The following is a 24870-nucleotide window of genomic DNA, read 5'->3' as shown; positions in this document are numbered from 1 at the left end:
GGCGAACTCATCATTTTAAACATTGATAAACCTTATTCTTTTTCCTTGGATTGATTTTCTTTTGCTCGTTTCTTCGCTTTTGCTCGTGCAATTGCCGCCGCAATAGCGGCTTTTTTCGGATCAAGTGCGGTGGGATTTTCTTGCGTTTTTTCAACCGCACTTTGTATTGTCGTTGAGTTTGCGCGGTTTTCAATCGCACCTTGTGCTGACGTTGTTTCTATCGCACTTTCGTGGCGTTCACTTTCCACATCCCCTTGTCTTTCAACAGGTTGCTGCATTGCGTAGGCAGATTGTGCCGTGCCATTCTGTACCTGTTTCTTCGCTTTTGCCCGCGCAATAGCCGCCGCAATAGCGGCTTTTTTCGGGTCAAGTACGGTAGGATTTTCTTGCGTTTTTTCAACCGCACTTTGTATTGCCGTTGCGTTTTCGCGGTTTTCAATCACACCTTGTGCTGACGTTGCGCTTTCGCTGTTTTCTATCGCACTTTCACGGTGTTCACTTTTCACAGCCTCTTGCTCTTCAACAAGTTGCGACGTTGCGTGGGCAGATTGTGCCGTGCCATTCTGTGCCTGTTTCTTCGCTTTTGCTCGTGCAATAGCCGCCGCAATAGCCGCTTTTTTCGGATCAAGTGCGGTGGGATTTTCTTGCGTTTTTTCAACCGCACTTTGTATTGCCGTTGCGTTTTCGCGGTTTTCAATCACTCCTTGTGCTGACGTTGAGCTTTTGCGGTTTTCTATCGCACTTTCACTATTTGTTTGAGTTGAATTTTCTGTGGTGTTGGCTTTTGCGTTTTCAGGTTGTGCATTATGGCTTGAGGCTTGTTTTCTTGCTTTGGCTCGTGCGAGTGCGGCAGCAATAGCGGCTTTTTTGGGATCAACTGTGAGATTTTCCGCAGAATTTGTGTTCTGTGGATTTTCTTGCATTTGATTTTCTGATGCAGCACGTTCTTGTTCTGCTTGTTGGCGAGCTAAGCGACGAGCTTTGCGTTGCGCCATAATATCGGAATTATCTGGTTGAAGCTGACCTTTTTCATCCACAAAGGTTTTTACATTTGGACTTTCGTTGTCCGTTTGTTTTTTAGCTTTTAGGCGCGCTAATGCCGCTTGAACAGGATCTATGCCGTTTTGTTTTGCGATTTCTTCGCGACGTGCTTCGGCAGCACGTTGGGTACGCGCTTTGCGGGCTTGTTCTTCTTTCTCTAAACGTGCTTGGCGTGCTTCAAAGCGTAGTTTGGCTTCGTGGGATTTTTGTGCTTGTTCTTTGATTTCCCAAATTTTTGCTTTTTCTTGACGGAAATATTGGATAAGCGGAATGTGGCTTGGGCAAACATAGGCACACAAGCCACATTCGATACAATCTTGCAGGGCATATTGTTCTGATTTTTGATGATCTTCACTGCGTGCAAACCAATAGAGTTGCTGTGGCATTAAATGCACAGGACAAGCATCAGAGCAGGCAGAACAGCGAATACAAGCTTGTTCAGGTTCGGGTTCGGCATACTCAAAATGATCAGGCGCAAGTAAGCAGTTGGTGATTTTTGTAACTGGCGCGCTGAGATTTGGCAAAATAAAGCCCATCATAGGTCCGCCCATAAACACGGGAAAACGCCCATCATATTGGTAGCCGACTTGTTGCAATAGTGCAGAAATAGGTGTTCCCAAGCGTACCCATAAATTACCTTTGTGGGGGATTTTATCACCTGTTAGCGTTACCACCCGTTCAATTAAAGGTTCGTCATTTATCACCGCTCTTTTGATCGCAAAAGCGGTGCCAACATTGTGCATTAGTACGCCAATGCTGGAAGAACGCTGTCCGCTTGGTACTTCAATGCCGGTTAGCACTTGAATAAGCTGTTTTGCCGCACCAGAAGGATATTTTGTGGGAATAACACGAATTTCAATATCATTTGCCCCTTTTAAGGCGTGTTTAAGGGCTTTAACGGCGTTGGGTTTATTGTCCTCAATGGCGATGACCACTTTTTCGGGGCTTAAAATATAGCGTAAGATCCGTATTCCTTCGATGATCTCGTTAGGATAATCTTGCATTAGCCGATCATCACAGGTGATATAAGGTTCACATTCTGCACCATTGATAATCAGCAGTTTTACTTTATTTTCTGCCGATTGAATTTTAGCCGCAGTAGGGAACACGGCACCGCCTAACCCCGCAATGCCGGCGTGATAAATTTTTTCGATAAGCTGTTCTGGCGTTTGGGTGAGAAAATCCTCAATCGGGTGTTGTGTACGCCATTGGTCTTTACCGTCTGCCTGAATTTGAATGGTTAGCTCAGGTAAGCCAGAAGGGTGAGCGGCAATATAAGGGGTAATGGCCGTAACAATGCCTGAAGTTGGGGCGTGTACGGGCAGATTACGCAAGCCTTCACCTAAGGTTAATGGCTGGCCTTTTAGCACCTTATCCCCTTCTTTTACCAACAGATTTCCCGCATTGCCTGCGTGCTGTTTAACTGGTACATAGTAGGTTTCTACCAACGCCGCTGGGCGAATTGGGACGTGATTAGATTGTGATTTCATTTCAGGCGGATGAATTCCTCCTGCGAAATCCCATAATTTTCCAGAATTAAAATGGGTTAATACATCAGCCATTATTTTTCCGCTCCCTGATTCTTTGAGTTGCGGTTTGCGGTAATATCTAACACCGGAATGGTTAAGCTGGGATCGAATTTCCAATCCCAATGATCAATGTCTTGTTCTACTTTTATCATTGAAATGCAATCTGTCGGGCAAGGTGCAACACAGAGTTCACAACCTGTACAAAGATCTGGAATTACGGTGTGCATCGCTTTATTGGTGCCAATAATGGCATCAACGGGGCAGGCCTGAATACATTTGGTACAGCCAATACACATCGCTTCGTGAATCAGTGCGACTTTTGCGGCGTTATCTTCTTCATCAAATTCTGTTGCTGGTACGTCCACGCCTAATAAATCGGCAATTTTAACCACTAATGGCTGCCCACCCGGAATACATTTGGTAATCACATCACCTTGTGCAATTGCTTCAGCGTAAGGTTTACAGCCGGGATAGCCACATTGCCCGCATTGGCTTTGTGGGAGCAGTGCATCGATTTTTTCTACGATAGGATCCGCTTGCACTTTCAGTTTGATTGAGGCTAAACCTAAAATAGCACCAAAAATTAAAGCAAGCACGCTGATAGCGAGAAGGACATAATATAAGGTTGTCATTTTACATTCTCACTATGCCAGCAAAGCCCATAAAGGCAAGGGACATTAGCCCTGCTGTAATCAAGGCGATAGATGCACCGCGAAATGGCATTGGCACATCTGCAGCGGCAAGGCGTTCACGCAAGGCGGCAAATAGCACCAGCACAAGGGAAAAACCGAGTGAAGCGCCAAAACCGTAAACCACGGATTGGGTTAAATTATGGGCTAAATTGACATTGAGTAATGCCACGCCTAACACCGCACAGTTAGTGGTGATAAGGGGCAAAAATACACCGAGTAGGCGATAAAGGGTTGGGCTTGTTTTGTGAATGACCATTTCAGTAAATTGCACCACCACGGCAATCACTAAAATAAACACTAAGGTGCGTAAAAAATTGCCATTAAATGGCGTCAGTAAGTAGCGATCAATTAAATAAGAGCAAAGGGAGGCAACGGTGAGTACAAACATTGTAGCAAGCCCCATTCCAATGGCAGTTTCGATTTTTTTCGATACCCCCATAAAAGGACAAAGCCCTAGGAATTTCACTAGGACAAAGTTATTAATAAGTGCGGTGCTAATAATTAATAAAATATAGTCAGTCATCGGTTCATTATCCTTGCTTTCATTGCATTGTTATGATTTTTATATAGTTGAAAGCCAAGTTGTCAGAAAAAATCTCGCTCGCTATTATCCTAGTTTCTTGCTGGGATAACAATAGAAAATTTTAGGTAGTTTTGTTTCATCAGATCTGGATAATGTATAGGTGGAGACATAGATCTTCCAATAAAGCTAGAAAAATAATGTAAATTTAGACCGCACTTTAGTTTTTGCTAGGAAAAACCTTGTGAAAAGATGAAACGATGTGGTGGGACTAAGTGAGCTGTTTCTTTCTAAATTATTATGATAAATAATCCAAAAACGCCGCAAAATTCTCCACTTTAAATTCAAAACCCGCATCAATCAGGCGAGTGGGGCGAATGCGTTGGCTGTGTAATAATAATTGTGAGCGATCACCTAAAAACCAACGTAATACAAACGCTGGCACGTTAGCGCAATGAGGGCGGTTAAGGAAATTTCCGAGCTGTTGGTTGAAATCCTGATTGGTGATCGGTTCTGGGGAAGCGAAGTTGAAGACGCCTTCATATTGTCTATTTTCTAATAAAAATAAAATTCCCGCGATCATATCTTGTAAGCTAATCCAAGCCCAATATTGTTTGCCACTACCGAGTTTTCCGCCTAAACCTAGGCGATATAACGGTAATATTTTGCTTAATGCACCGCCGTTTGGACTTAATACCATTGCCGTGCGTAATAAACAAACGCGAGTGTTGGCTTGCCTTGCCGCGGCTTCCCATTGTTGGCATAGCTGGGCGGGAAATTGTGTGCCAGCAGGCGTTGTTTCATCAATCCAATGATCTTGGTGATCACCATAGAACCCCGTCGCCGATCCTGAAATCAAGGTGTGAGGCGGACAATCGCTTTGATTGATAAGTGCGGTTAAATTTTGCGTTAAATTTACTCGGCTTGCAAAAAGTTTGGCTTTTTGTTTGGCTGTCCAGCGGTGATTGAAAATAGGTTCACCGGCTAAATTAATGACAGCATCAAATTCATTGAGATTTTTTAATAATGCAAGATGATCAATTTGTTGCACTTCATTTGGAAACCGTTCTGGCTGAATGTTGCGTGTTAAAAGGCAAATTTTATGTCGTTTGGCGAGAAGTTGCGGGATCAAGGCTGAACCAATCAGCCCTGTGCCGCCTGTGAGCAAAATGTTCATTTATAGGCTCGTTTCAAATAATTCTTGCACTCGTTGCATTAACGCTAAAATCGCCGTGCTTGAGGTCGGTGTGATAAAAATAGTATCGTCTCCAGCAATCGTGCCAAGAATGCCATCGGCTTTGCCCACTGAATCTAATAAGCGAGCGATAAGCTGTGCTGCGCCGGGGCTGGTTTTCACCACGATCAAAAAATCGTTATGATCGATGTCTAACACCAAGTTTTTTAATGGGCTACTTGACGTTGGCACGCTTAATTCAGCGGGTAAACAGTACACCATTTCCATTCGGCTGTTGCGCGTGCGCACTGCACCAAATTTGGTGAGCATTCGAGAAACTTTAGATTGATTAATATTATTAAAACCGAGCTGTTGTAGGGCGTTTACAATTTCCCCTTGTGAACCGAAACGTTCTTGTTCGAGCAAGGTTTTAAATGTAGCGATTAAATTATCATTTTTGTCTGTTGTCATCGTTTTAGGCTTCATAATAAGGTTGTATTGCAAATATGGGCAGGAATTTTGCATAAAAATTCAATTTTTAGCAAGTTGAAAACACCATAACAGAAAGGAAATTCAACAAGGTTAAAATAAATTTTTTAAAACTTTGAATTAGATCTCACTATTGAATTTCTCTGTTTGAATTTGCTAGGGGATAAGTCTAAAATTCAACTAATTTGATTTATAACCAAAAAGAGGAGTATTAGATGAAAGTTGCAGTTTTAGGTGCCGCAGGCGGAATTGGTCAAGCCTTAGCATTATTGTTAAAGTTACAGCTACCAGCTGGTTCAGAATTATCGCTTTATGATATTGCCCCTGTTACGCCCGGTGTTGCCGTGGACGTTAGCCATATCCCAACCGCGGTAAAAGTGCAGGGGTTCTCAGGTGAAGATCCTACACCTGCGTTACAAGGCGCAGATGTGGTGTTAATTTCTGCGGGGGTTGCGCGCAAACCGGGTATGGATCGTTCAGATTTATTTAATATTAATGCGGGAATTGTGCGTAATCTGGTTGAAAAAGTTGCGCAAGCTTGCCCGAAAGCCTGCATTGGGATCATTACAAATCCAGTCAATACAACAGTAGCTATTGCGGCAGAAGTGTTGAAAAAAGCAGGTGTTTATGACAAACGTAAATTATTTGGTGTTACGACACTTGATGTTCTTCGTTCTGAAACTTTTGTGGCAGCGTTAAAAGAACTTGATGTTTCTCGCACAGCTGTACCAGTGATTGGTGGACATTCAGGGGTAACCATTTTGCCGTTATTATCTCAAGTGCCGTATGCACAATGGAAAGAGGAAGAAATTGCGCCACTGACAAAACGTATCCAAAATGCTGGAACAGAAGTGGTGGAAGCAAAAGCGGGCGGCGGTTCTGCAACCCTTTCTATGGCACAAGCCGCTGCACGTTTTGCCCGTTCTTTAGTAAAAGGTCTGAGCGGTCAAACTGTGGTGGAATGTAGTTATGTAGAGGGCGATGGTAAATACGCCCGTTTCTTCGCTCAGCCAGTTCGTTTAGGTAAAGAAGGGGTTGAAGAAATTCTGCCAATTGGTGAATTAAGTGCTTTTGAGCAAAAAGCATTAGAAGATATGCTACCAACATTACGTGCTGATATTGAATTAGGCGAGAAATTTGTTAATGGCTAATTTTTAGCTAGAAAGTAAAAAGGGGCATTTTTTGTGATGCCCTTTTTTAATGGCGGTGATGGGCATTACTTCACACTTTGCCCCAAATGAATTTCATAACCCAAATTAATAATATGGCTTTGCACAGGGAGTCCTTTTAAACGGTTTAGTAATTCTTGTGCGGCGATCTTGCCAATTTCTAACCTTGGCGTAATCACGGTTGCGAGCTGGGGTGTCATTGATTGTCCGACATCGTGGCCGTGAAAGCCAGCAATCGCCATTTCCTGTGGGATTTTAATCCCTAATCGTTGGCATTCAAAGATAGCCCCTATGGCTAAGTCATCATTGGTACAAAAAATCCCGTTAGTGTCAGGATATTCACTCAAGGCTTGGCGAAGTAAATGTGCGCCTAAGGTGAAAGAAGAGGGGGCAGAGGTAATTAAACTATGTGGCGTGAGACCGTGCTTTTTCATTGCATTTTCATAGCCTTGCATTTTTAATTGGGTGCGTTTATCCATTCGAGCGGTAAAATATACGATCTTGTTATGACCATAATGGATCATCGTTTCTACCATAGATTGTGCCGCCGCCACATTATCAAAGCCTACTACTTGTTGAATACCCATTTCGCTGCTATCCATAATTTCAATCACAGGAATATTGGCGACTTCCAACATTTTTAGGGTTCGGGGGCTATGATGATTTTCCGATAAAATCAAGCCATCCACATTATAAGAAAGTAGGCTTTCAATACGTTGTTCTTCTTTTTTTTCGCTATATCCGTAGTGTGCGACCATTGTTTGATAGCCCGCTTTGTCTGTAATTAGCTCAATGCCTTTTAGCACTTCAGCAAATACTTGGTTTGTGAGCGAGGGGAGTAATACACCAATGGCAAGGCTTTTCGCATTAGATAAAATATCTGGCGCACGATTAGGGATATAGCCAAATTGCTCAATCGCTGCAGCAATTTTTTGCTGGGTTTCTGGTGCAACAGAATCGGGCTGACGTAAATAACGGCTAATCGTCATTTTCGTTAAACCAAGATGATCGGCAATCATTTGTAATGTAGGGCGTTTTCGTCTATTCATTAGTGATATTTATCAGCAAAATAATAAGGCACATTTTAACTGATTTAAGACAAAAATTTCACAAAAAATCACCGCACTTAATAAATCAGCGTATAATAACCTCATTCACTCATCAGTTGATGGTAACGCGAGGATGCTATGCAAAAAGAAACTAAGCAAAAAGAAACAGATCTTACCGATGTACAAAATGCGCTAGATCAAACGGTGGCAGAAACCATTCGTTTAACACAATACAGTCACGGCGCAGGGTGCGGTTGTAAAATTTCACCAAAAGTCTTAGAAACCATTTTACATTCGGAACTGGAAAAGTTTGTTGATCCAAATTTATTGGTTGGCAATGAAACCAAAGATGATGCTGCTGTTTATGACATTGGTAATGGATTAGGCATTATTAGTACAACGGATTTCTTTATGCCGATAGTCGATGATCCTTTTGATTTTGGACGTATTGCGGCGACTAATGCCATTAGTGATATTTATGCGATGGGAGGCAAACCAATAATGGCAATTGCTATTTTGGGTTTCCCAATTAAATTGTTACCACCGAGTGTGGCAAAACGAATTGTTGAAGGTGGACGCTTTGCTTGCCAACAAGCTGGTATCGCGCTGGCTGGTGGGCATTCTATTGATTCACCAGAACCGATTTTCGGCTTAGCTGTAACGGGAGTGATTTCTACGGACAAAGTGAAAAAGAATGCTTCCGCACAAGCAGGCTGTAAACTTTATTTGACTAAACCATTAGGCATTGGGGTTTTAACCACAGCAGAGAAAAAAGGTAAGCTCAAGCCAGAACATAAAGGGCTTGCCAGTGCAACAATGTGCCAAATGAATAAAATCGGTAGTCAATTTGCCGAATTGGAGGCAATCACCGCGATGACGGATGTAACCGGTTTTGGTTTGCTTGGGCATTTAAGTGAGATTTGTGAAGGTTCACAGCTCAAGGCTAAAGTGTATTTTGATAAAATTCATACCTTAGATGGCGTGATTCGTTATATTGAAAAAGGTTGTGTGCCGGGTGGAACAGGGCGAAATTTTGAGAGTTACGGACATAAAATTTCACCAATGAATGAGCAACAAAAAGCGGTGTTGTGTGATCCGCAAACTTCAGGTGGGTTGTTGATTGCTGTGAAGCCAGATGCAGTGGCGCAAGTAATGGCATTGGCGCAGCAAGAGGGGATTGAATTATTTGAAGTGGGAGAACTCACTGATCAAGAACAGCAGTTTTTGATTGAAGTTGTGTAGTGCCTAAAAGAAAACTCCCTCAAATAATTGAGGGAGTTTTTTTATGTTTATTTTACTTGATCCAGTAAAAATTGGGTCAGCAAGTTTACAGGACGACCTGTCGCCCCTTTGTTTGCGCCTTGTAGCCACGCGGTACCTGCAATATCTAAGTGCGCCCACGTATATTTTTTTGTGAAATTAGATAAAAATTCACCTGCGGTAATCGCACCGCCCCAACGCCCACCAATGTTGGCAAGATCAGCAAATGGAGATTTAAGTTGTTCTTGATATTCTTCGCTTAAGGGTAAACGCCAAGCTTTATCGGCACTTTGTTGTGCGGCATTTAATAGCTGTTCTGCGAGATGATCATTTGGCGACATTAAACCGCTGTTGTGCTGACCAAGTGCCACCACACAAGCCCCTGTGAGGGTAGCAACATCAATCACTAACTCAGGCTCAAAACGTTCTACATAAGTGAGCGTATCGCACAGCACTAAACGTCCTTCTGCATCGGTATTCAGCACTTCAACGGTTAAACCACTCATTGTGGTTAAAATATCGCCGGGGCGATAAGCATTGCCGTCGGGTAAATTTTCACAGCCAGCTAAGACACCAATCACATTTAATGGCAATGCTAATTCTGCTAATGCGTTCATCACGCCATAAACAGAGGCAGCGCCTCCCATATCGTATTTCATTTCATCCATACTGTCGGCAGGTTTTAAGGAAATACCACCTGCATCAAAGGTTAAACCTTTACCCACTAAAACGATTGGTTTGGCTTGTGGATTAGGGTGATTGCGATACTCAATAATGGAAAGTTGAGCCTCATTCTTACTGCCTTGAGATACCGCAAGATAGGCATTCATTCCCAGCTCTGCCATTTCTTTTTCACCCAGTACGGTGGTGCGAATGTGCGGTGATTTTTCGCTGAGTTTTTTGGCTTGCTCGGCTAAATAGGCTGGATTACACACATTAGGTGGGCAATTTGCCACATCTTTTGCTAAGGCAACACCTAATGCAATGGCTTGACCTTGCTGAATGGCTTTTTCAGCCTCTGTAAGCTGTACGGGCTCAACCGCAAACACAACTTCCTGTAAGACGGAATGTTTATCAGATTTTTGGCTTTTAAATTGCTCAAATTGATAAAAACTTTCAGCAATGCCTTCCACTGCAAATCTCACATTCCAATAAAGATCACGTTCGTTGATTTGCACTTCCGTTAAAAAGTTATACACTTGTTCCGCATTGGTAGCCTTTACTGCTTGAATAGCACTTTTGATGACTTGTTTATATTGGCGAACGCTAAGTTCTTCTTGTTTGCCACAACCCACTACAAAAATGCGTTCGAGATTTGCATTAGATAAACGCAAGGTAACCACTTCACCGAGTTTGCCTTTCATATCACCTACACGAATAAGTTGGCTAATAGCGCCTTGGCTTAATTGATCAAGTGTTTGTGCTGCGGGAGAAAGTTTTCCTTCTTCAAACACAGCAACGATAACATTACCTGTTACCGCAGAAAGTGCGGTGTTTTTTACAGTATATTTCATTTGTTCCTCACTAATTTACTGCCTTCTGTTGAAAAATACGTTATTATACGCCATTCAATTTGAAACGACTTCTATAAAAATTGCAAGCAAAATAACATAGGCAATACGGTGATTTTAACAAGATATTTAACGAAAGAAGTATTAAAAAGCCAAATGGCGATCCTGTTCATTTTACTTCTCATTTTTTTCTGCCAACAACTTGTGCGTGTACTTGGTTCGGCTGCAAACGGAAAAGTGCCAGCAGATTTGGTATTTTCCTTATTAGGATTGGGGATGCCGACAATGGCACAATTAATGTTGCCTTTGTGTTTATTCATTGCTTTATTACTTACCTTTGGTCGCCTTTATGCAGAAAGTGAAATTACGGTAATGCGCGCTTGCGGTGTAGGGCAACGTTTATTAGTAAAAGTCGCATTAATTTTATCTTTAGCCACTGCGGGATTAGCGGCTTACAATGCATTGGTTCTTTCGCCTTGGGCATTACAAAAGCAAAGCCAAATCGTCAAAGATGCAAAAGCGAACCCAACAATGGGGGCGTTAGCAGCAGGGCAGTTTATTTCAGCGAATAGTAGTGATTTGGTTTTATTTATTGATAAAGTTCAAAATAATACCATTGAAGGGGTTTATGTTTTTCAAATGCAAAATAAAAAAAATGAAAAACCCTCTGTCATTATGGCTGTTCGTGGTGAACTCACCGCGTTACCAAATGGTGATCAGGTGTTAAACCTCACCCATAGCCAACGCATTGAAGGGAGTGCTGTATTACCTGATTTCCGTATTACCGATTTTGAGCAGTATCAAGCCTACTTAGGTTATAAAGCCACAGAAAATGAGACTGATGATGCCGAAACTTTGCCCTTAAGCCAACTATTAAATAGCACGACGCCAGCGGGTAAAACAGAGCTTCATTGGCGCATTACACTTATTTTAGCGGTTCCTATTATGGCATTAATCGCAGTACCACTGAGCCGTGTTAATCCACGCCAAGGACGATTTGCCAAAATTTTACCCGCACTTTTACTTTATCTCATTTATTTTTTATTGCAGAGTTCTTTTAAATCAGCGGGGGCAGCAGGGAAAGTCGATGCAAGTGTGCTTATGCCAGTGGTAAATTTTAGCTTTTTGGCGTTAGGTATATTATTGAATGGCTGGAACAGTGCCTTTATGTACAAAATTCGCTATCAATTATTCAAAAAACGTGCCTAAGGAATAAAAATAATGATGAATACATTAGACCGTTATATTGGAAAATCCATTTTAGGGGCGATTTTTGCCACCTTGCTTACCTTAGTTGGACTCTCAGCAATTATCAAATTTGTTGAGCAATTTCGTAGCGTAGGGCGAGGAACTTACGATGTATTACACGCGGGACTTTTCACGGTATTAACAATTCCAAAAGATATTGAAACCTTCTTTCCAATGGCAGCACTACTTGGTGCATTAATTGCCTTGGGAAATCTAGCTAGTCGTAGTGAATTAGTGGTCATGCAAGCGTCAGGATTTTCGCGCTTAAAAATTGGTTTTGCCGTAATGAAAACCGCCATCCCTTTGGTGATCATTACAATGATCATTGGTGAATGGGGGATTCCTCAAACGGAACAATTTGCACGAGATATGCGTGCCAAAGCGATTTCTGGCGGAGAAATGCTTTCCGTTAAAAATGGTGTGTGGGCAAAAGATGGCAATGATTTTATCTATGTGAGACGAATTACCGACAACGTAAAACTCAATGATATTTATATTTATCATTTCAATGATAAACGCCAGTTAGAACAAGTCAGCCACGCGAATCAAGCAGAATTTAAAGAGGGCAACTGGCAATTAATGCAAGTGAATAAATCACAAATTGCTGCGGACAAAATTACAACAACAAATTATCTTAACGAAGCGTGGCAAACCACCTTAACGCCTGATAAATTGGGCATTGTCTCCTTACGTCCAACCTCACTTTCTATTTCAGGGCTGGCAGATTATATTGCTTTTATGAAAGAAACTGGGCAAGACGCAAAACGTTTTGAACTCACTTATTGGCGTAAACTCTTCCAACCAATTTCCGTCGGGGTAATGATGTTACTTGCGCTTTCTTTCATTTTTGGTCCATTACGTAGTGTTACAATGGGTGCAAGAATGATCACCGGAATTTGCTTTGGCTTTTTATTTTATGTCGTTAATGAGATTTTCGGCCCACTCAGTTTAGTTTATAATGTGCCGCCAATTGCAGGGGCATTAATGCCTAGCGGGCTATTTATTCTTATTACTTGGTGGTTATTAGCACATAAACGTTAATACTAAAGTGCGGTATAAAAAAGAGCCATTTTTATAATGGCTTTTTGATTATTTATGACAGGAAATTTTATGACAGAAAACAATTCACTCACCTTGGTAACACACACGCTTTCTCAATGGAAAGATTGGCTGATTGGTTTTATTCCTAATATTGTTTCAGCCATTATTTTACTTACACTTTTCTATTTTTTAGCCAACATTCTGAGCAAAGTCGCACTGCGCATCTATAGCCGTTTATTTGCCAAAAACTTGCGTGCGGCGAAAGGCATTGCCATTGGTGTGAAAATACTGATTTGGTTTTTAGGCATTATTCTGGCGTTAGAAGTATTACATCTTGCTTCATTTCTAACTCACTTACTGGCTGGTGCAGGAATTGTGGGCATTATCGCCGGATTTGCCTTTAAAGATATTGCATCTAATGCGTTTTCAGGCTTATTAATTAAATCAGAACAACCTTTTGATATTGGAGATTGGGTAAATATCAACAATTCAATTGGTAAAGTAATGAACATTGGTTTAGTTACCGTAGAATTAATGACCATTGAAGGGGAAACCGCCTTAATTCCAAATCAGATGATTTATAGTGGCGAATTTTTTAATTATTCTAAATTGAAAAAACGCCGCGTGATTTTATCTACGGGCGTGTCTTATGGTGATGATCTGGATAAAGTTCGCCAAGTTACCTTAGCATTAATACAAGAGTGGGATTTTGTAATCGATAAAAATGATATCAATTTCTACTTTACTGATATTGGTAGTTCAACCTTTGATTTCGTTATTCGTTTCTGGGTAAATTTTGTAACCTATGAAGATTATTTAGAATCCAAAAGCCAAGCAATTATGGCGTTGAAAAAACGCTTTGAGCAAGAAAATATCAGCATTGCCTACAACGTAACTACGCTTGATTTTGGCGTAAAAGGTGGTGTGAACTTGTTCGATAAAACTCTTCAACTCAATGACAATCGCGCAACCACAAAAGTACAATAACGAAAAAACAAATGTGAGCCTATCTTTCAACGATAGGCTTTTTTATCCTGAGTAAAAAATTTACTTTATTTCTTTCTATAAAGTGATCTACTCCCCAAAAGTTGGACAGGTTGTTAAACTATAAATACTGAGTTCTGTATTGAACAGGACTCAGCCCTTTTAACGCCATTTTAATACGCTTTTGGTTGTCATACACCACATATTCCTCAAGTTCAGCTTGCAATTCCGCTATTCACGTATAGCTACGAGTATAAAGGCTCATACTCGGTATCGCGCGCCCCTCCAGCATTTTTCGCCAAGGGTTTGTACTATAAAGGACGCCTTGGTCACTGTGAATAATGGGGCAATCCGTCGCACTTAATTGGGTTAACCCTTGTTCCAGCATCTTTTTTACCAAAGGAAAGTTGGGATGCCTCGCATTCTCGGATACCGACATCCTGTTCGGTGACTTGTTTGATAATTTCTAAATGGAATTGATAAGTATAGGATATAACCCATACCTCTAATTGGGTATCCGGTTTTTGGGGTGCAGATCACAAGTGCGGTGAAAAATGGAGAAATTTATCACCGCACTTTAAAATTGACTAAAATTACTTCACTCATCATTAAATTGACAAATTTTACTTGCAAGCAAAAATCAACACCGTATAATTCACCACATCTAAAGCATAATAAATGCTTTTACCTAAATATTTCTTTAGCCAGTGTGACGAAATTGGTAGACGTAGCGGATTCAAAATCCGCCGCCCTTAAAAGCGTGTCGGTTCGAGTCCGACCACTGGCACCATATTTAAAACTACTCCTTTTAAAGCCAATACGCATTAACGTTAATTTCTTTGTTAAGTGTGTAATATGAATTTATTACAAAACGCTTTAAATAAGCCCTTTGTTATTACTGTAGCTTCAACCAAAGGTGGACGGCAAAAAGTATAAATGCAGCAAATATTGGTGCATTCTGCGCTGAATATCGCTTAAGAACTCTTCTCATTGATACTGATACCCAACTGACATTAAGTTCTTATTATGCTTTGGATTATCAGGCTCTCGATGGCACTTATGAATTTTTACATTTTAGAGATGTAGAACCATCACATATTATTCCCAAAACGCAAACTCCTAACCTTGACTTGATTCAGTCAAACGACCCATTAAATAAAATTAGTCCAATGCTACGAGATTCGCCAGATGATGCGCTTCGTTTTAGCTTATTTTTAAGTAAAATCAAAGGCTATGATGCGGTTATTGTCGATACTCGCGGTAATCGTGACATTACTGTTGATATGTCTGTATTAGTTGCGGATGTCCTTTTCTGCTCTATTTTTCCACATATTTTATTTGCAACAGAATTTGATGACTCAAAAATATTACTGGATTTTACTGTACCAGATAAAGTGGATTATCGCGAAGCTACGACATTCTCCAGTCCCTGTTTATCAATAAAACCGAGCGGAATATAAAACAATCCAAAAACTCTGTTCATTACTGATGCCTCAATTTGCTCAAAGCCATTTTATGGATAAGGAGTAAGGTATGAATACGAAGCAACCAATAGAACGTTATTCTATAGATGCGGAAAGCTCGGTTCTTGGTGGACTTATTATTGATAATACTCTCTTTAGATGAGATAGTTGATGTAATCACTTCAAATGACTTTTACCTGCACGCACATCAGATTATTTTCAAAGGGATTCTTTCATTATTAAGTAATGCTAAATCCGTCGATATATTAACGCTTGAACAATATTTTAAAGAACAAGGTATTTTGGAGCAGCTAGAAGGATTAGCCTATATCGCTCAGTTAGTGAAGATTACTCCAACTACAGCTAACTTTAAGGCTTACATTGATATTGTTGTGCTATACAGCAAGCACCGTAAACTTTTAAGACTGGGTCAGAATATTATTTCTGAAATACAAGTTGCTAAATCAGCCGAAAAATTAGATGAATTACTTGAAAATATAGAAAAACAATTTACTGATTTAACACTATCTTAGCAGACAAATGGTATTACAGATTTAAATGAAACGTTAGAAAAGATAGCACTTCGAATGGAGTCTTCTGCTAAAAATACTGATCCCGTTACTGGCACTCCTATAGGAGTTCAAGAATTAGATGAAGTTACTATAGGAGGACAAGCTGGCGATTTTATTGTAATCGGAGCAAGACCTTCCATGGGAAAAACTGAATTTTGCCAGACGACTGCTTACCACACCTTAGAAAAATTCAAAGGTTTACCTATTCAGTTCTATAGCCTGGAAATGCCGGCAGAACAAATTCTGCAACGTTTTCTAGCTATGTGAGCTTGAATAAGTTTACAAGCTATCTGCAAAGCAGGGCAGTTAGATGAAGATGAATGGGCAAAAATCTCACTTACAATGGGCATGTTTTAAATGAATGGAAAAACCGCTTGCTCATTGATGATGAAGGCGGGCTCCCCCAAAAAAATTACGTTCGAAAGTTCATTATAAAATTCGCAAATATGGCAAACTGGTGGCAATTTTTATTGATTACTTGCAATTAATGTAAGGTTCTCGTTGTTACGAAAATCGTCATTTAGAAATTACCGCAATTTCTCATTCTCAAGTGTTAAAAAGTTTAGCGAAAGAAGTGGATTGTCCTGTTTACGCTCTCTCACAACTTAACCGAAGCTTGGAGCAGCGTGCAAATAAACGTCTAATGAATGCCGATTTACGAGAATCGGGCTCTTTAGAGCAAGATGCAGATCTCATTCTGTTCATTTACAGAGATGAGTTCTATAACGAACAAACTGAACATCCTATGAATCTCTTTATCTTGAAATTGATCTTGATGAGCGAAAATTCAAAAAAATTGTCACGAAACAACATGAGATAGAAAATCATGTTGTTCATAGTCTTGAACAAATTACACAACACCAAGCCCCCTTTAAAGGGTAACCAAAGTAATCTCTAAACACGGTTTTCGGTCTTTCACACATCCCTTAAGGGATGTGTGAAGTAAAGGCCCTTATAGGGTAGCCTCAAAACCTCAAGTTTCACGTGCGGATTATTATTTTGAAGTGTAAAATCACATCTTCTCAACAGTTTTAATTCCCAACAAATCTAATCCTTGCTTTAAGGTTTTCTCTGTGAGTAATGCCAGTTTCAAACGGCTGAGTTTTACTCCTTCGTCTTCGTTATTAAGTATTGGGCAATGTTCGTAGAAACTTGAGAAGACGCCGGCTAATTCATAAAGATAGGCACAAAGAATATGCGGTGAACCTTCTTTTGCCACTTGTTGGATTGCTTCTTCAAATTGAAGTAATTTGAGGGCTAAGGTACGTTCTTTTTCATCAATGATGTTAATTGGCGCATCGGCAAGTTGTTCGCTGCTAATGCCTGCTTTATTGAAAATAGAACGGATACGCGTGTAAGCATATTGCATATAAGGGGCGGTGTTGCCTTCAAAGCTGAGCATATTATCCCAATCAAATACGTAATCTGTTGTGCGGTTTTTGGACAGATCGGCATATTTCACTGAACCAATTCCCACCGCTTCAACCACGGCCGCTTTTTCTTCTGCAGAAAGTGCGGTGCTTTTTTCGCTAATTAATTTATCGGCACGCTCAATGGCTTCATCTAGGAGGTCAGCTAATTTTACTGTTCCGCCAGTACGTGTTTTAAATGGCTTGCCATCTTTACCTAGCATCATACCGAAATTTTTATGTTCTAATTGGAAGCTATCTGGTACATAACCAGCCTTGCGTGTAATCAGCCACGCTTGTTGCATATGTTGGCTTTGGCGTGTATCTGAAAATACAAGTGCACGATCCGCTTTTAAGGTTTCATAGCGATATTTGGCGGCGGCAATGTCTGTGGTAGTGTATAAAAATCCACCATCTTTTTTCTGCACGATCACGCCCATTGGATCGCCATCTTTGTTTTTAAATTCATCAAGATAAACCACTAATGCGCCGTCATCTTCCACAGCAAGCCCTTGTGCTTTCAGATCTTCTACAATAGCAGGTAGCATTGGGTTATATAGGCTTTCGCCCATCACATCTTTTTCTGTGAGGGTAACGTTTAGGCGATCGTAATTGCGTTGGTTTTGTTGCATGGTAATATCAACCAACTTTTTCCACATTGTGCGGCAGTATTCATCGCCACTTTGTAATTTCACTACATAATTACGCGCTTTTTCAGCAAAGGCTTCATCGTTGTCGTAATGTTCTTTTGCTGCACGGTAAAAGGCCTCTAAATCGCTCAATTCCATTTCGCTGGCGTGTTCATTTTCCATTTTTTCTAAATAGGCGATAAGCATACCGAACTGCGTTCCCCAGTCGCCAACGTGATTAGCACGAATCACCTTATGCCCTAAAAATTCAAGGGTACGCACCACTGAATCGCCAATAATGGTCGAACGCAAATGCCCGACGTGCATTTCTTTTGCTACATTTGGTGAAGAATAGTCGGCAACAATCGTTTCTTTCTTATCGGTGTGAATGCCTAGATGAGCGTCTTTCAAGGCAACTTGCACATTATCCGCAAGCCAAGTTGGGGAGAGAAAAATGTTAATAAAGCCGGGGCCTGCAATTTCAATGTTGTTTGCAATAGGCTCGAGGTTAAGATGTTCTAGCACGTTTTGTGCAAATTCACGGGGATTTTGCCCCAATTTTTTTGCAGCAGCCATAATGCCGTTTGCTTGATAATCGCCAAATTGTGGTTTGTTGGATTGGCGTACAAGGGCTTCGCATTGTTCATCTGCCCCAGCTTGGATCATTGCGTGCTTAATTTTGTCAGATAAAATGGATTGAATATTCACGGTTTATCCTTAATTTTAAATTGTGAAAATAAAATAATCCGCTATGATACCGTTCTTTCTGGATTAAGACAAAGATAAAGCAGGAAAAAATGATAAGTCGCGAACAAAATTTTTCATTTTTTGACAACCCTTTCTTTTCCTACGATGAATTTGCCAAATTTGAGCAGCAGATTTTACAATTGGCGGAAAAAATGGCATTGCCGTTGCAAGATTATGTGATTGATCACCTTGCGGTGCGCGTGAACAGCGAGCAATCAGCACAACGTTGGCTCAGTGCGTTATTAATGTGCGGTGAAATTTTAAGTGATAATATCGTCAATGGGCGAAAAATCTATCTTATTCAATTAGATACGCCATTAACCTTTGCCAATCAGCAAGTACAGATCATTGAATTACCTTTCCCGAAAAATAAACATTATCCACAAGAAGGGTGGGAACATATTGAAGCGGTCATTCCTTTTTTGCCTAAAGAAACGGCAAATGCGTGGGTTGAGCGTATAAATTCGCATTTTTTATGGAACAAAATGACAGATGTGAGCGTCAAAGTGAGTGAACCTAAGGTAGAGGGTGAAAGGCTCCCCAACCCTTCAATTGCAGTGAGTTGTGATCATTCCACTTGCATTAAGGTGCATCCTTATCATATTAAGACGATTGTGGTGTCTTGATAAGGGAATAAAGATAACAAGTTAAATAAAGGTGTATTTCTTATGAAAAAAATGAGTTTAGCATTAGCAATTTTAATGAGCATTGGCTTAGCAGGTTGTGCAAATCAGGATATTTACAGCGGTGATGTGTATTCTGGTGGACAAGCAAAAGAAGCGCGCTCAATCAGCTATGGTACGATTGTTTCTGTAAGAGCGGTGAAAATTCAAGCAGAAAATGAAGGGGTAATCGGTACTGTTGGTGGCGGTGTACTTGGCGGTATTGCGGGTTCTGGCATTGGTGGCGGTACAGGTCAAGCGATTGCAACGGCAGTTGGTGCAATTGCGGGTGCCGTGATTGGTAGCAAAGTAGAAGAAAAAGCAAGCCAAGTGAATGCGCAAGAATTGGTGATCAGAAAAAATGATGGTAAACAAATTGTGGTTGTACAAAAATACAATGAAAAATTTGTTCCGGGAGCAAAAGTTCAAATCGTAGGTGATTCAAAGCTTAATGTGTCGGTCATCTAATTTGATTGTCATAAAAAGTGCGGTAATTTTTACCGCACTTTTTTGTTATTGCGCCTAAGCGTATGTATTTCTCCCTTTTATGTTAATTGAGGTATTTTCGCTATTTCACCGTTCTTTTTCTTAATTCTCACCTCAATTTGGTATATGATAGGCATAAATTTTTATCATAATCAAAAACGGATTTATGGCGAAACAATACCCTTCAAACTCAAAAGATAAAAAAGTTGAGCAGATTAATATCCCCCCTCATTCCATTGAAGCAGAACAAGCCGTGATCGGCAGTATGTTGCTGACCGATACCCATTGGGATGCGGTTTCTGAACGCATTATTGCTGAGGATTTTTATACCTTTGAGCATCGTTTGATTTTTCAACATATTATGAATTTGATCCGCAATAATAAACCCGTGGATCTTCTTACCTTAGATGAAACATTAAAAGCGGCAGGGGTGAGCGAAGAAGTGGGCGGTTTTGCCTATTTAGCAGAACTGTCAAAAAATACACCAAGTGCCGCGAACGTGCTGACTTATGCCGAGATTGTACGAGAGAAAGCAATTTTGCGTGAACTTATCGCGTCCAGTAATAAAATTGCTGAAATGAGCTATCAAACTAAAGGGCGAGATGTAAAAGAAATTCTTGATGATGCCGAACGTGAAGTGTTCAGCATTGCAGAAAAGCGTACCACGGCGAGTGAAGGGCCGCAAAATATCATTGATATTTTGGATAAAACCATTGATAAAATTGAAGTGCTAAGTATGAGCGAAACCCATAATGGGGTAACAGGGGTAACGACGGGCTTTATTGATTTAGACCGCAAAACCGCAGGCTTACAGCCTTCGGATTTAATTATTGTTGCCGCACGCCCTTCTATGGGGAAAACCACCTTTGCGATGAATTTATGTGAAAATGCCGCATTAGCCAGTGATAAACCTGTGTTGGTCTTTAGTTTAGAGATGCCTTCAGAGCAAATTATGATGCGTTCTTTAGCTTCTCTTTCCCGGGTGGATCAAACGAAAATTCGGACTGGACAAGGTTTAGATGAAGGGGATTGGGCGAAAATTGCCAGCACCTTAGGGATATTTAGGAAAAAACCCAATTTGTATATTGATGATTCTTCAGGGCTAACGCCAACTGAATTGCGTTCGCGTGCGAGACGCGTGTATCGCGAACACAGCGGGCTGAGCCTGATTATGGTGGATTATTTGCAGTTAATGCGTGCGCCCGCGTTTTCCGATAACCGTACCTTGGAAATTGCAGAAATTTCGCGTTCTTTGAAAGCCTTAGCAAAAGAGTTGGAAGTGCCTGTGATTGCTCTTTCACAGCTTAACCGTACCTTGGAAAACCGTGCGGATAAACGTCCTGTAAACTCAGATTTACGTGAGTCAGGATCTATTGAGCAAGATGCGGATTTGATTATGTTTATTTACCGCGATGAAGTATATAACGATAATTCGGAAGAGAAAGGCATTGCAGAAATTATTATCGGTAAGCAACGTAATGGCCCGATTGGTAAAGTGCGGTTAAAATTTAACGGACAATTTTCTCGTTTTGACAACCTTAAAGATCAACCTGATTATTCTTACGAGTAGGCATTATGATTGATGTAAAACCCGCTACGGCAAAAATTAGCTCACAGGCATTCAAACATAATATTGGGGTGATTAAACAAAAAGCGCCACATAGCAAAGTGATTGCTGTCGTAAAAGCCAATGCTTATGGACACGGTGTGGCGTTTGTCGCCTCCGTGTTGGAAGAATTTGTCGATTGTTTTGGCGTTGCACGCTTAGAAGAAGCTCTCACATTACGCTCAAATGGGATTACAAAGCCCATTTTATTATTAGAAGGCTTTTTCCGCGCGAAAGATCTACCGATTATTGCCGTCAATAATATCCAAACTATCGTGCATAACGAAGAGCAGTTAAATTCCTTACAGCAAGCCAATTTACCCAACCCAATTAACGTTTGGCTCAAAATAGACACGGGAATGCACCGCCTTGGTGTCGCGTTAGAGGAAGTAGAGACATTTTGCCAAGCGCTTGAAAAATGTCCAAATATTGAACCGCACTTTGGTTTTGTGAGTCATTTTAGCTGTGCCGATGAATTAGAATCAGATTACACCCAAAAGCAACTTAACGCATTTCTTCAAGCGACGAAAAATAGAGTAGGGGAGCGTAGTATTGCCGCCTCTGGAGGCATTTTATTTTGGCCTGAAGCGCATTTGGATTGGATTCGTCCCGGCATTATTTTATATGGCATTTCACCGAATAACGTACCAAGTCAAGAATACGGCTTAATGCCTGTGATGACACTCACTTCATCGCTGATTGCAGTGCGTAATCATAAAAAAGGCGAACCCGTAGGATATGGTGGAAAATGGGTGAGCGAACAAGATACCAAAATTGGTGTTGTTGCCATTGGCTATGGAGATGGCTATCCAAGAGATATGCCACAAGGAACTCCGGTTTATCTTAATGGACGTCGTGTGCCAATTGTGGGCAGGGTATCAATGGATATGCTCACTGTGGATCTTGGTCAAGACAGCCAAGATCAAGTGGGGGACGAAGTAATCTTATGGGGTAAGGAATTACCTATTGAAGAAATCGCAGCAATAAGTGGCATTTTAAGTTATGAATTAATAACAAAACTCACCCCACGAGTTTTGACGGAATATATTGATTAATTTTTTAATTAAACTTAATAAAAGGAAACTCAAATGAAAAACATCAACCCAACCAGCACGCAAGCGTGGAAAGCCTTAGAACAACATAAAAACAATCTGGGCGAAACCACTATTCAACAATTATTTGCGCAAGAGCCTAACCGTTTTAAAGATTATTCTTTAACCTTTAATCAGGATATTTTAGTGGATTATTCAAAAAATAATCTTACTCAAGAAACCTTAGGACTATTGCGTCAATTAGCGGAAGAATGTGGCTTGCAAGCCGCAACGGAAGCGATGTTCAGCGGGGAAAAAATTAACCGCACTGAAAACCGTGCTGTGCTACACACCGCATTGCGTAATCGCTCAAATACCCCTGTTTTGGTGGATGGTAAAGATGTGATGCCAGAGGTGAATGCGGTACTTGCTAAAATGAAATCGTTCTGCGATCGTGTTATTTCAGGGGAATGGAAAGGCTATACAGGCAAAGCCATTACCGATGTGATTAATATTGGTATCGGCGGTTCAGATTTAGGACCTTATATGGTTACCGAAGCCTTACGCCCTTACAAAAATCATCTTACAATGCACTTTGTCTCTAATGTAGATGGCACACATATCGCTGAAACATTGAAAAAAGTGAATCCAGAAACCACGCTGGTGCTAGTCGCATCAAAAACCTTCACTACGCAAGAAACAATGACCAACGCAAATTCTGCACGTGATTGGTTCTTAGCCAGTGCGAAAGATGAAGCGCATATTGCAAAACATTTCGCCGCACTTTCAACTAACGCAAAAGAAGTAGAAAAATTCGGCATTGATACGGCAAATATGTTTGAATTTTGGGATTGGGTTGGCGGACGCTATTCATTATGGTCAGCGATTGGCTTATCTATCGCCCTTTCTATCGGCTTTGAAAACTTTGAAGCCTTGTTATCGGGGGCGCACGAAATGGATAAACATTTCCGCAATGCGCCGCTTGCAGAAAATATTCCTGCAACATTAGCTTTAGTGGGCTTATGGAACACCAATTTCCTTGGCGCGCAAACAGAAGCTATTTTGCCTTATGACCAATATTTACACCGCTTTGCCGCTTATTTCCAACAAGGTAATATGGAATCAAACGGAAAATATGTAGGGCGTGATGGTAAAGTGGTGGATTACCAAACAGGTCCAATTATCTGGGGAGAACCGGGTACAAACGGACAACACGCGTTCTATCAATTAATTCACCAAGGTAAAATTTTAATTCCTTGTGATTTTATTGCCCCTGCACAAACTCATAATCCACTTTCAGATCACCATCTGAAATTATTGTCTAATTTCTTTGCACAAACGGAAGCACTGGCATTTGGTAAAACAAAAGAAGAGGTAGAAGCAGAATTTGTGAAAGCGGGTAAATCCCTTGATGAAGTGAAAGAGATTGTACCATTTAAAGTGTTCACTGGTAACAAACCAACCAACTCAATTTTATTGCAAAAAATCACGCCATTTAGCTTAGGGGCATTAATTGCAATGTATGAACACAAAATCTTCACTCAAGGTGTGATCTTCAACATTTTCAGCTTTGACCAATGGGGAGTAGAACTTGGCAAACAGCTTGCTAACCGTATTTTACCAGAGCTTGAAAACAACAGCGAAATCACCAGCCACGACAGCTCAACTAATGGTTTAATCAACCAATATAAAGCGTGGCGTTAAGATACAAACGAGTCTAGTGAATGAATAAGCGGGGGAATACCCGCTTATTTTTTTATTGATTTATGGCATGAAGGTTTTGAACTATTTTTATAGTCAAAAAAATGATACCAAGATCACAAATTTAGTTAAATTATTTTAACTTTTATAATTCTGTAACGTACAATATGTTTATTCAATAAAGGGAGTGTATCAATGAAATTAGCAAAAGCGCTATCAGAGGCGGATAAAAAAATTTTATCTTCTTATTTCCCGCTAGCTGATCTTTTAGCGAGCTTACTTGGGGACTTTGCTGAAGTTGTTATTCATGAATTGAGTGAACTGAGTTGCTCTGTGGTAAAAATTGTTAACGGCTTCCATACGGAGAGAAAAGTTGGATCTCCTATCACGGATAAGGCTTTAAAAATTTTAAAGGAATACCAAGATAATTTTTCATATCTAGAAAAAAGTTATTTTTCTACCATGGCAAATGGGAAAGTGATGAAATCCACTACACATATTATTTTAGGTGAAAAAGGTCAGCCAATTGGTTTATTTTGTATTAACTTAAATTTATCTTCTTCTTTCCATTCTATCTTGCAAACCTTTCAAATACCTTCTGAGCCTCATTTAAATAATGAAGCTTTTGGTGCTGATGTGGGGCATTTAGTTGAATTAGCTTTACAAAAAGCAGCACTACAGATTAGTAATCAGGCTAATGTTACTGCGAAGAATAAAACGAAGTTATTAATTTCATTATTGAATGATAGTGGGATTTTTGAGTTAAAAGAGGCGATTAATTTAGTCGCTGAAAAATTGGGGATTACGAAACACGCTGTATATAAGCATTTGCGCGAGTTGAAATCTTGTTAATTATA

The 24870-nt window shown here is 40.5% G+C and carries 23 protein-coding genes, 1 tRNA gene and 1 pseudogene; 16 read left to right on the top strand and 9 right to left on the bottom strand.

All coding sequences use genetic code 11. The features are described from left to right. Nucleotides 1-32: 32 nt before the first annotated feature. From rsxC to argR, 5 genes are all read right to left on the bottom strand, one after another. Nucleotides 33-2603 (bottom strand): electron transport complex subunit RsxC, encoded by a 2571-nt coding sequence (rsxC, locus tag L4F91_RS06175; protein ID WP_395895419.1) that lies wholly within the window; start codon nucleotides 2601-2603, stop codon nucleotides 33-35. After that, nucleotides 2603-3202, bottom strand: coding sequence for an electron transport complex subunit RsxB (rsxB, locus tag L4F91_RS06170; protein ID WP_395895417.1), 600 nt, complete (start codon nucleotides 3200-3202; stop codon nucleotides 2603-2605). The genes rsxC and rsxB overlap by 1 nt, the downstream gene beginning before the upstream one ends. Nucleotide 3203: 1 nt before the next feature. Next, a complete protein-coding gene (gene rsxA, locus L4F91_RS06165) occupies nucleotides 3204-3785 on the bottom strand; it encodes an electron transport complex subunit RsxA (protein WP_250350054.1) in 582 nt (193 codons plus the stop codon). A gap of 295 nt (nucleotides 3786-4080) precedes the next feature. Then, nucleotides 4081-4959: a TIGR01777 family oxidoreductase gene (locus tag L4F91_RS06160; RefSeq protein WP_395895415.1), complete on the bottom strand. Its 879-nt coding sequence runs from the start codon at nucleotides 4957-4959 to the stop codon at nucleotides 4081-4083. Beyond that, the gene (gene argR / locus L4F91_RS06155; RefSeq protein WP_395895413.1) at nucleotides 4960-5427 is read right to left on the bottom strand and encodes a transcriptional regulator ArgR; all 468 of its coding nucleotides are present in this window, start codon (nucleotides 5425-5427) and stop codon (nucleotides 4960-4962) included. It lies immediately after the preceding gene. Nucleotides 5428-5660: 233 nt separating this feature from the next. On the opposite strand from argR, the gene mdh reads away from it, so the two are divergent. Then, a complete protein-coding gene (mdh, locus tag L4F91_RS06150) occupies nucleotides 5661-6596 on the top strand; it encodes a malate dehydrogenase (RefSeq protein ID WP_395895411.1) in 936 nt (311 codons plus the stop codon). A gap of 65 nt (nucleotides 6597-6661) precedes the next feature. On the opposite strand, the gene gntR is transcribed toward mdh, so the two are convergent. Further along, nucleotides 6662-7663: a gluconate operon transcriptional repressor GntR gene (gene gntR, locus L4F91_RS06145; protein WP_395895409.1), complete on the bottom strand. Its 1002-nt coding sequence runs from the start codon at nucleotides 7661-7663 to the stop codon at nucleotides 6662-6664. Nucleotides 7664-7867: 204 nt separating this feature from the next. Here gntR and selD point away from each other — a divergent pair, with 204 nt between their 5' ends. Next, on the top strand, nucleotides 7868-8905 hold the full coding sequence (gene selD / locus L4F91_RS06140) for a selenide, water dikinase SelD (RefSeq protein ID WP_395897839.1): 1038 nt from the start codon (nucleotides 7868-7870) through the stop codon (nucleotides 8903-8905). Between the two features lie 47 nt (nucleotides 8906-8952). Here the strand turns inward: selD and L4F91_RS06135 are convergent, their stop codons facing one another. Continuing rightward, nucleotides 8953-10437, bottom strand: coding sequence for a leucyl aminopeptidase (locus L4F91_RS06135; RefSeq protein ID WP_395895407.1), 1485 nt, complete (start codon nucleotides 10435-10437; stop codon nucleotides 8953-8955). A gap of 108 nt (nucleotides 10438-10545) precedes the next feature. Here L4F91_RS06135 and lptF point away from each other — a divergent pair, with 108 nt between their 5' ends. From lptF to L4F91_RS06120, 3 genes are all read left to right on the top strand, one after another. Continuing rightward, on the top strand, nucleotides 10546-11643 hold the full coding sequence (gene lptF / locus L4F91_RS06130) for an LPS export ABC transporter permease LptF (protein WP_395895405.1): 1098 nt from the start codon (nucleotides 10546-10548) through the stop codon (nucleotides 11641-11643). Nucleotides 11644-11655: 12 nt separating this feature from the next. Beyond that, entirely contained in the window at nucleotides 11656-12723 is a 1068-nt protein-coding gene (gene lptG, locus L4F91_RS06125) for an LPS export ABC transporter permease LptG (RefSeq protein ID WP_265778295.1), read from the top strand. A 69-nt stretch (nucleotides 12724-12792) separates the two neighbouring features. Next, nucleotides 12793-13710: a mechanosensitive ion channel family protein gene (locus L4F91_RS06120; protein WP_395895403.1), complete on the top strand. Its 918-nt coding sequence runs from the start codon at nucleotides 12793-12795 to the stop codon at nucleotides 13708-13710. 118 nt (nucleotides 13711-13828) lie between these two features. On the opposite strand, the gene L4F91_RS06115 is transcribed toward L4F91_RS06120, so the two are convergent. After that, the gene (locus L4F91_RS06115; RefSeq protein WP_395895401.1) at nucleotides 13829-13933 is read right to left on the bottom strand and encodes an IS3 family transposase; all 105 of its coding nucleotides are present in this window, start codon (nucleotides 13931-13933) and stop codon (nucleotides 13829-13831) included. Nucleotides 13934-14410: 477 nt separating this feature from the next. Here L4F91_RS06115 and L4F91_RS06110 point away from each other — a divergent pair. From L4F91_RS06110 to L4F91_RS06090, 5 genes and pseudogenes are all read left to right on the top strand, one after another. Further along, nucleotides 14411-14497, top strand: a tRNA-Leu gene (locus L4F91_RS06110). A 65-nt stretch (nucleotides 14498-14562) separates the two neighbouring features. Beyond that, nucleotides 14563-15237 (top strand): annotated as a pseudogene (locus tag L4F91_RS06105) (ParA family protein). A 61-nt stretch (nucleotides 15238-15298) separates the two neighbouring features. Next, the gene (locus L4F91_RS06100) at nucleotides 15299-15703 is read left to right on the top strand and encodes a DnaB-like helicase N-terminal domain-containing protein (RefSeq protein WP_395895399.1); all 405 of its coding nucleotides are present in this window, start codon (nucleotides 15299-15301) and stop codon (nucleotides 15701-15703) included. 54 nt (nucleotides 15704-15757) lie between these two features. Further along, nucleotides 15758-16009: a DnaB helicase C-terminal domain-containing protein gene (locus tag L4F91_RS06095; protein WP_254714685.1), complete on the top strand. Its 252-nt coding sequence runs from the start codon at nucleotides 15758-15760 to the stop codon at nucleotides 16007-16009. 283 nt (nucleotides 16010-16292) lie between these two features. Next, a complete protein-coding gene (locus tag L4F91_RS06090; protein WP_395895397.1) occupies nucleotides 16293-16562 on the top strand; it encodes a DnaB-like helicase C-terminal domain-containing protein in 270 nt (89 codons plus the stop codon). Between the two features lie 192 nt (nucleotides 16563-16754). Here L4F91_RS06090 and argS read toward each other — a convergent pair whose 3' ends face one another. Further along, a complete protein-coding gene (gene argS / locus L4F91_RS06085; protein ID WP_395895395.1) occupies nucleotides 16755-18488 on the bottom strand; it encodes an arginine--tRNA ligase in 1734 nt (577 codons plus the stop codon). Between the two features lie 89 nt (nucleotides 18489-18577). Here argS and L4F91_RS06080 point away from each other — a divergent pair, with 89 nt between their 5' ends. From L4F91_RS06080 to L4F91_RS06055, 6 genes are all read left to right on the top strand, one after another. Continuing rightward, a complete protein-coding gene (locus L4F91_RS06080; protein ID WP_395895392.1) occupies nucleotides 18578-19153 on the top strand; it encodes a VOC family protein in 576 nt (191 codons plus the stop codon). Nucleotides 19154-19195: 42 nt separating this feature from the next. Further along, nucleotides 19196-19657: a glycine zipper 2TM domain-containing protein gene (locus L4F91_RS06075; RefSeq protein ID WP_250350066.1), complete on the top strand. Its 462-nt coding sequence runs from the start codon at nucleotides 19196-19198 to the stop codon at nucleotides 19655-19657. Nucleotides 19658-19841: 184 nt separating this feature from the next. Further along, a complete protein-coding gene (locus L4F91_RS06070; RefSeq protein WP_250350067.1) occupies nucleotides 19842-21245 on the top strand; it encodes a replicative DNA helicase in 1404 nt (467 codons plus the stop codon). Nucleotides 21246-21250: 5 nt separating this feature from the next. Further along, complete coding sequence (gene alr / locus L4F91_RS06065) at nucleotides 21251-22336, top strand: alanine racemase (protein ID WP_395895389.1); 1086 nt, start codon at nucleotides 21251-21253, stop codon at nucleotides 22334-22336. 33 nt (nucleotides 22337-22369) lie between these two features. Next, nucleotides 22370-24016: a glucose-6-phosphate isomerase gene (gene pgi / locus L4F91_RS06060; RefSeq protein ID WP_250364419.1), complete on the top strand. Its 1647-nt coding sequence runs from the start codon at nucleotides 22370-22372 to the stop codon at nucleotides 24014-24016. A 192-nt stretch (nucleotides 24017-24208) separates the two neighbouring features. After that, a complete protein-coding gene (locus tag L4F91_RS06055; RefSeq protein ID WP_395895387.1) occupies nucleotides 24209-24865 on the top strand; it encodes a transcriptional regulator in 657 nt (218 codons plus the stop codon). Nucleotides 24866-24870 lie beyond the last annotated feature (5 nt).

Source organism: Avibacterium sp. 20-126, assembly GCF_044358625.1.
GTDB lineage: Bacteria > Pseudomonadota > Gammaproteobacteria > Enterobacterales > Pasteurellaceae > Avibacterium.
Note: the sequence above shows the minus strand (reverse complement) of the source record. Positions and strands in the feature narration are given on the sequence as shown.